Source organism: Aquabacterium sp. (genome assembly GCF_030652515.1).
Lineage (GTDB): Bacteria > Pseudomonadota > Gammaproteobacteria > Burkholderiales > Burkholderiaceae_C > Aquabacterium.
The window spans coordinates 1-9,584 of the sequence record NZ_JAUSAR010000053.1 but is presented as its reverse complement, the minus strand read 5'-3'; the positions used below and the strand labels follow the sequence as shown (position 1 = coordinate 9,584).

Sequence of the window (9,584 nt, the reverse complement as noted above, 5' to 3'; positions counted from 1 at the left end):
CAAGGCTTCCATTCGCTCACGTAGCTTTGGGTGTTGGTTAAGGCGGCTGATAAAAATCTGATCTTTGTTTGTGTCCATGGGCTAAGTCAAGTTAAATAACGGTATTTTACAGAATCCCCACACTTTTAATCACACCCGTCTTCAAAGGTTATGATGCGAGCAACACGCTAATCAACACCAATACCTCCAGCGCCACAGGTGCAGGCCCAGCCGCGACTACCATCACCTTTAGTGGCATGACCGAAATTACCAAATTGGTCATGACGGCAACCACTAATAGCAACAAGCTTCACTATTTAACGCTGGATGATTTTTCTTTTACCACCATCAAATCGGCAGCCGCTTCCCCCACCATCACCAGCGCTACCTACAACGCCAGTACCAATGTGCTAGCGGTGACTGCCGCTGACATGACCACTGGCGACACGATTTTGCCGAGCAAGTTGGCCATCAAAGGCGAAAACGGTAACACCTACACGCTCACTTCTAGCAGTGTTACGGCCGACAGCGCGACAGCGTTTTCGATTACCTTGAATGCTGCCGATCAGCTCGCGGTGGAAGGCTTGCTGAACAAAACTGGGACGGTATCTAACAGCAGTGGCACCACTTTTAACCTCGATGCTGCCAGCGGCTGGGATTCCACCGCCGCCTCAGCACCGGCAGACGGCACGAATCTGATCACCGTTTCCAGCGTTTCTTCGCCAGTCGTCTCAACCGCTGATTATGACGCCTCAACTGGCGTATTGACCGTAACCGGTTCTGGCTTTGTTGCTACTAGCGGTTCAACAAACGATATTACAGTGGCCAATTTGACCTTGAAAGGCCAAGCCGGCGGCACCTTTCAGCTCACTTCTAGCGATGTTGAAGCGAGCAGCCCGACCAGCTTCTCGGTGACCTTGAATGCTGCCGATCAACTAGCGATCAATGGCTTGTTGAATCAAGACGGCGGCTCCTCGCTCGATTCGACCACCTACAACATGGCCGCCGCCACCGGGTGGGATTCCTCACTCGCCGGTGCCGATTTAACCGGGAATACCCTCACCGTCACCAACGTCACATCGCCGGCTATCAGCGGCTCCGCTTATGATGCGTCCACCGGTATTTTGACGGTCACCGGGACCCGTTTGGTCGGCACGCTGGGCAGCACGAACGACATTACCGCCTCCGACCTGACCATCACAGGCCAGGGTGGCGATACTTATACCTTGACCAGCAGCAATGTCGAAGTCACCAGCGCGACCGGTTTTGCGATTACTTTGTCAGCCACCGATAAAATCGCGATCAATGGCCTGCTGAATAAAGTCGGCAGCAAGACGATTGATTCGACCACCTTCAATCTATCGGCAGCGTCAGGTTGGGATTCTACGCTCGCCGACGCCGATACCAGCAATGCAATTACTGTCACGAATATCACTGGGCCTGCGATCAGCAAGGCCACCTATAACGCTAACACTGGCGCACTGGTGGTAACCGGCACCAACTTTGTCGGCAAGGTCGGCGCTACTAATGATATTACGGTCGGCAATCTGACCTTAAAGGGTGAAGGCGGAAATACCTATACGCTGACTTCCAGCGATGTCGACGTCACTAGCGCCACCCAGTTCACCATCACGCTGAATACGCTGGACAAGACTTTTATCAACGGTTTGATGAACAAAGTCGGCACCCAGGCGGTTGATTCCACCGCCTACAATATCTCCGCTGCCAGCACATGGAATACCGCGCTGGCAAGCGTCGATTCCAGCAACGCCGTTACTGCCAGCAATATCCAGACGCCAAGTATCACTTCATCAACTTACAACACCGTCACTGGTGTGCTCACGGTGACAGGTACAAATCTGGTCGCCACAGTAGGCTCCAACAATGACATTATCGTCAGCTATCTGACTTTCACGGGCAAGGGTAATAGCACCTATACGCTGACCTCTAACGATGTCGATATCACTGACGCTACCAGCTTCTCGATCACGCTCAATAGCACTGATATCGCCGGTTTAGCTGCGATTATGGATAAGAACGGCAGCAAGGCATCCGACAATGTCACCTATAACCTGGAAGCGGCTGACGACTGGAACAGAGCTATCGCCGATGACGATATTTCGGACACCACCAATACCGTTACAGTAACAACGCCTGCGCCAGCCGTCGCTAAGGTGGTGCAAACGTCCGGCAATGGCTATTACAAAGAGGGCGACACGGTCACGATGGCGGTGTATTTCGACCAAAACGTGACAGTTGACACCGGTGGTGGCACACCGCGTATTCTGCTGGAAACTGGCGACACCGATCACTACGCCACCTACACCTCAGGCTCCGGCAGCAAGATATTGACCTTCAGCTACCTGGTGCAGACGGACGATAACAGCAGTGATTTGCAATACTTCGATACCAGCGCACTGAGCTTGAACAGCGGCACGATGAAGGCCACCAGTGACAGCGCAGTCGATGCGACGTTGACCTTGCCGGGCCTTGCCAGTGGTAACTCCTTAGGTGAACTGTCAGCGGTGATTATTGACACCACCGCGCCAGGCGACATTGCGCCTGATCTTGATGCAGCCTCAGATAGTGGCAGCTCTGACACTGACGATATCACCAATGACACCACGCCAACCTTCATTGGCGTCGCCGAAGCCAATACCACCATCAAACTGTATGACTCTGATGGCTCGACTTTGCTCGGCACGACCACGGCCGATGGCAGTGGCAACTGGAGCATCACTGCCACCACGCTCATTGAAGGCGAGCATACGATCAAAACCACGATCACGGATGTGGCTGGCAATGTCAGTGGCGAAGCCAGCCAACTGATCACGATAGACACCACCGCACCGAGCGCGCCGACGGGGCTGGATATGGCAGCGGCTTCCGATAGTGGCTATAAAAACAACGATAACCGCACGAATAAAACCACGCCTACCATTAATCTCACTACCGAGGCTAGTATCAGCGTCACACTGTACGATACCGATGGCAGCACGGTATTGAAAACTGGCACCTCGAATGGCACGGGCAAATGGAGTTATGCCACCAGCGCACTCTCTGAAGGTTTGCATTCCCTCACCGCCAAAGCCACCGATCTGGCAGGCAATGTCAGTAGCGCCAGTTCCAAGTTGGATGTGACGATTGATCTCACTGCGCCAGTGGGCAAGCCCGGCACGCCAGTAATGGACAGCAAAAGCGATACGGGTAGCTCGAACAGCGATGGCATCACCTCGAACGATAGCCCTACACTCAGTGGTAGTGATGTTGAAGCGAATGGTTATATTGAGGTGTACGACGGTGCAGACCCCACGCCAATCGCCACCTTCGCAGTCGATGGTAGTGGCAAATGGAGCAATGCCTTGAGCGGTTTATCCGAAGGCACGCACGTCCTGACGATCAAACAATATGACGTGGTAGGCAACCAAGATACCACCGCTTCGGATAGCCTCACGATTGTGGTGGACATGACCTCGCCGAGCGACCCAGGCGCACCAGATTTGACCAGCAGCAGTGACACAGGCTCATCCAACACTGACGACATTACCAGCACCGCCACTCCTACCTTCACCGGCACGGCAGAAGCCAATGCCAGTGTCACGCTGTATGACAGTGATGGCAAAACTTCTCTTGGCAGCATCAGCGCAGACGGCAGCGGCAACTGGAGCGTGACCGCCTCCACCATGTCCGAAGGTGCGCACACGGTAACGGTGATGGCCACCGATCTGGCTGGCAATGAAAGCGGCTTATCGACGGATCTGACGGTGACGATAGACTTGACCGCACCCACGGTGTTGGTCGATACGCTGAAGTTTTCCGCCGATACCGGCAGCTTCAGCAGCGATTTCATCACCAAAACCGTAGCGCAAACCGTTTCCGGCACGGTCGATACCAATCTCGCGTCAGATGAAATTGTACAGGTATCGATTGATAATGGCTCAACCTGGCAAGATGCCACCGCCGCTTCCGGCCAGAAAACCTGGAGCCTGTCCGGCGTGACATTGACTGGCAGCGATACCTTGAAAGTGCGGGTGGTGGATACCGCAGGCAATCCAGGTACCGTCGCTTCTCAGGCCTATGTGGTCGATACCAAAGCACAGGATATGCCAACTACCGTGCTGGCTACTGCCAGCGATAGCGGCAGCTCGAACAGCGATGGCCTTACCACAGTCACCGCGCCGACCATTACAGGTACGGCGGAAGCCAATGCCACGATTACGCTGTATGACACCGATGGCAGCACGGTGCTGGGCACCACCACCGCCGATGGCAGCGGCAACTGGAGCCTCACCAGCAGCACGCTTTCCGAAGGCGGCCACACGCTCACAGCAAAAGCCACGGACACGGCCGGCAATATCAGCAGCGCTTCCAGCGATCTGGAAGTGACGATAGACACCACCGCGCCCAGTGCGCCCAGTATCCCCGATCTGGCCTCGGGCAGCGATACGGGCACCAGCAACAGCGATAACATCACCAAAACCACGACACCGATCTTCAACGGCACCTCAGAAGCCAATGCCAGCGTCACCTTGTACGATACGAATGGCAGCACGGTGCTGGGCACGGTGAAGGCAGACGGCTCCGGGGTGTGGTCGATCACCAGTTCCACGCTAAGCGAAGGCTCGCATAATCTCACCGCCAAGGCCACCGATACGGCAGGCAATCTCAGCACAGCCTCTAGCGGTCTGACGGTGATGATTGATACCACCTCGCCAATCCAACCTGCGGCGCCGACGCTGGCAGCCGGCAGTGATACCGGAGTCTCCAGTTCTGACGGCATAACCACCGCCAATACGCTGGATTTTTCCGGTACCACCGATGCCCTAGCAATTGTCAATCTGTTTGACACTGGCGGCAAAATTAACATTGGCACCACCACAGCCGATGCGCAAGGCAAATGGTCCATCACCACCTCGTCGCTGAGCGGTGGTGTGCATAACATCACGTTGAAATCAACCGATGTGGCCGGCAATGTCAGCAGCGCTTCCAGCGCCAGCTCGGTGACGATAGACAACACCGCGCCGGCTTTGGCTTTGAAATCGGCGATCACGATTTCCGATACGGCTTTGAAAGTCGGTGATACCGCGACCGTGACGTTTAAATTCACCGAGGCTGTGAGTGGCTTTACCACCGCAGATCTGAAAGTGGAAAACGGCAAAGTCACTGGCATGAGTTCGTCTGACGGCGGCATCACTTGGACGGGGACCTTAACGCCAACGACCAACATAGAAGATACCACCAATATGTTGACGCTGGATAACACTGGCTACACCGACATAGCCGGTAATGCCGGTGTCGGCACCACCAATTCACCAAACTATTCGATCGATACGGTGCGGCCAACGCTGGCGACTACGATCTCGATTTCGGATACCGCGTTGAAAATCGGCGAAACCACCACCGCGACCTTCATCTTCACCGAAGCTGTCACCGGCTTCACCAGCGCAGATTTGACGGTACCGAATGGCGTTTTGACGAATCTGATCACTGGCGATGGCGGCATCACCTGGACGGCGACACTCACGCCAACTGCCAGCGTCCAAGATGCCACGAATGTACTGACCGTGGATATGACGGGCCTCGCCGATCTGAACGGCAATGCAGGCATCGGTAGCGAAGACTCAGGCAATTATGAAGTCGATACCGTCCGCCCAGCGCTGGCGTCAAGCATCAGCATTTCCGACACCAATCTGGCAATCGGCGAAACCGCCACGGTGAGCTTCGTCTTTACCGAAGCGGTAGATGGCTTTACGACGGCGGGTGTCAAAGTCGCCAATGGCGTGCTGTCGAATTTGAGCAGCAAAGATAACATTACCTGGACTGCAACCTTCACGCCCACCGCTGCCGTTACCGATAGCACTAACATCATGACGTTGGACTACACCGGCGTAACCGACAACGCTGGCAACGCTGGCACCAGCACGGTCGATTCTGGTAATTATGCAATTGACTCGGTGCGCCCGGATCTGGCATTCAGCATCACCATTTCCGATACGGCGTTGAAAGTTGGCGATACGGCCACTGTCACCTTCATTTTCACCGAGGCCGTGCAAAGTTTTGAGGTTGCCGATGTCACTGTGGCCAACGGCACACTGTCGAACCTGAGCACCAGCGATGGCGGTATTAATTGGACCGCCACCTTAACGCCGGATTCCAGCGTCACCGACAGCACGAACACCCTGACGCTGGACATGGCCACTCTCACCGATCTGGCAGGCAATGCCGGTACGGGCACGAATACTTCGGGTAATTTTGCCGTCGATACGGCGCGGCCAAGCCTGGCTTCCAGCATCACGATTTCCGATACCGCGCTGAAAATCAGCGATACGGCGACTATCACCGTCACCTTCACCGAAGCAGTATCGGGCTTTACGATTGCAGATGTCAGCACACCAAATGGCGTATTATCGAATCTGATCACCGGTGATGGCGGCATCACCTGGACCGCAACGCTGACACCGAACGCCAGCACGACCAACGCCACCAATATCCTGACGCTCGATTTGACCGGCGTCGCGGATTTGGCCGGCAATGCGGGCACCGGCTTGGATACTTCGGGCAATTATGCGGTGGACACCGTGCGGCCAACGTTGGCCTCCAGCATCACCATTTCTGATACGGCGCTGAAAATGGGTGATGCGGGGACGGTGACCTTTACTTTTACCGAAGCCGTGCAAGGCTTCACCATTGCTGATTTGACGGTGGAAAACGGCGCGGTCAGCAGCTTAAGCTCGTCCGATGGCGGCGTCACCTGGACAGGCAGTCTGACTCCGACAATCAGCGTGACCGATGCCACCAATATCATCACGTTGGACTATACGGCACTGACGGATCTGGCCAGCAATGCCGGCACCGGTAACAGCACCAGCGGCAACTATGCTGTCGATACATTAAGGCCGGCGCTGGCTTCCGCCATCACCCTGTCCGACACCGCATTGAAAATCGGCGACACCGCGACCGTGACCTTCACCTTTGCCGAAGCGGTAACGGGCTTTACGATAGCCGATGTCACCGTTCCCAATGGCGCGTTGTCGAACCTGACCACCGGCGATGGCGGCATCACCTGGACGGCCACGTTGACACCCAACGCCGGTGCTTCTGCCGCCACCGATACCTTGACGCTCGATTTAACCGGAGTCGCCGATTTGGCGGGCAATGCCGGTAGCGGCAACGCCACCAGCGGCAACTACGCGGTGGATACCGTGCTTCCGGCGTTGGCATCGTCCATCACCCTGTCCGACACCGCTCTGAAGATTGGTGATACCCCAACCGTAACCTTCACCTTCACCGAAGCAGTAGTCGGCTTCACCACCGCTAATGTGACGGTTGAAAACGGTGGCCTGTCCAACCTGTCATCCAGTGATGGCGGCATCACCTGGACAGCCACCTTGACACCGGCTGCCAGTATTACCGACCCGACCAATAGCATCACGCTGGAACTGACCGGCATCAGCGACCTGGCGGGTAACACCGGCACCGGCACAGCGGCTGCCAACACCTACGCGGTGGATACCGTTCGCCCGACGGCAACCCTGGTGGTGGCGGACAACGTCCTGACCGTAGGCGAGACCTCGCTGGTGACGCTGACCTTCTCGGAAGCGGTGACCGGCCTGAGTACCGCCGACCTGACCGTGGCCAACGGCAGCCTGGATGCGCCGAGCACAACCGACGGCGGCATCACCTGGACGGCGACGTTGACACCGGCCGTCAGCGTCACCGACGCCAGCAACACCCTCACGCTGGACAACACCGGGGTCAGCGACCTGGCGGGCAACACCGGCAGCGGCACCACGGACGCCAACACCTACGCGGTGGAGACCAATTCCGCCCCGATCGCCAGCAACCTGACCCAGATCGTCAACTACACCGAAGACACCCTGGCGCTGATAGCCGACATCGTGATAACCGATCCCGACCCGGACACCTTCACCGTAACCGTGACGATGGCGGGGAACAGCAGCAGCGTCGGCACGCTGACCGCGAACAGCGGGCATGGCGAAGCCTATAATCCCGGCACGGGTGAGTGGACGGTGAGCGGGTCCAAAGCCGACGTCAATGCCGCCTTGGCCGCGATAGTGTTTATCCCGGTGGCAAACGGCCATGCCAACACCACTGCCACAGTCACGCTGAGCGACGGCATCAACCCGGCTATAGTGGGCAGCATCAGCATCAATGGCACAGCCGCCAACGATGCCCCGGTCGCCGTCAACGACACCGCCATAGCCACCGAAGCGGGCGGCAGCGACAACGATACGCCCGGCACCGACCCGACCGGCAACGTCCTGACCAACGACACCGACCTTGACAGCGGCGACAGCAAAACCGTCAGCGCCGTGGCTGGCGGCACCGTGGGCGGCGTCACGGCGGGCAGCTACGGCAGCCTGACCCTGAACGCCGACGGCAGCTACGCCTACACCGTGGACAACAGCAACAGCACCGTACAGACGCTGGACAGCGGCGACACCCTGACCGACACCTTCAGCTACACAGTCAGCGACGCGGGCGGCCTGACCGGCACCGCGACGCTGACCGTCACCATAAACGGCAGCACCGACACCGTGACCGACCTGGACGGCGTGGCAGGCACGACCGAAAACGCGGGCGGCGACGGCGACTTCAACGCCGACGGCATCGCGGATGCCGCGCAATCCAACGTCACCACACTGCCGCTGACCTCGGCGGACGACTTCACGCAAGGGGCCAACGCCCCGGCCTCCAGCTTTGGCGCGATCATCGTCGGCGACCTGGGCAGCGGCAGCGGTGCCGTGGCGCTGGACAACAGCGCCCAACTGACCGGCGTCGGCATCCTGTCGCCCGCCCAAGCGCAAACGCAATACGGCGATGCGGTCGCCGCCGAACTGGCGGCCATCAGCGCCGACCCGGTCATGGGCGGCCTGCTGGACTTCACCGTCGAGGCCGCACCTGGCGGTGCGGGGTTGGCGGACCTCGACGCCGGCCGGGCAGGGGTACAGACCCGGATCGTCATCGAACTGCCGGCCGGCGTGACCTCGGACACCTACTACAAAATCGGCAAGACGCCGGACAACCCCACCGACCATGTCTACGCCTACATGGCGGACGGCGACCTGTCGACCTATGACGACGGCGCTGAACTGCTGGACACCGACGGCGACGGCAGCCTGGATCGCCTCGTCATCACCTACACCGACGGCGCCAAAGGCGACGACGACCTGACCGAGAACGGCCGGATCGTCGACCCCGGTTTCCTGGGCGCGGCGGCGGGCACCCCCGTGCAAGCCATCACCGGCCTGCCGGACAGCGCCCACTACGCCGAAGGCCATGCACCGGTGCGGCCCTGGACGGGACTGGCGTTCGACGACCCTGACGGCGGCGGACTCAGCCAGGCCACCATCAGCCTGGACGGCTTCCGCTACGGCGACCGCCTGAAAATCGACGTCCGGGGCACAACCTTGGTCGCGCACTACAACCGCAACACCGGCGTCCTGGTAGTCCCTACAAATCAATGCAGGTTGATTTTTATCAAGGAGTTACCGAAATAGGCATCACGAATAAGAACCGCCAAGTTAATGCCGCTTGAGTCAATCCCATTGCCATGGACGGTGTTCGATGCGTCCATTTTTTTT

1 protein-coding gene is annotated in these 9,584 nt (G+C 58.0%); it reads left to right on the top strand.

Features of this window, described 5'->3' with window-relative positions:
• The first annotated feature begins 236 nt into the window (after positions 1-236).
• Entirely contained in the window at positions 237-9,500 is a 9,264-nt protein-coding gene (locus Q7V20_RS06695) for an Ig-like domain-containing protein (RefSeq protein ID WP_304788468.1), read from the top strand.
• Positions 9,501-9,584 lie beyond the last annotated feature (84 nt).

What these genes read in the sequence shown, in the direction of transcription:
- Q7V20_RS06695 (WP_304788468.1), top strand. Translation starts at nt 237, where the DNA reads ATGACCGAAATTACCAAATTGGTCATGACGGCAACCACTAATAGCAAC.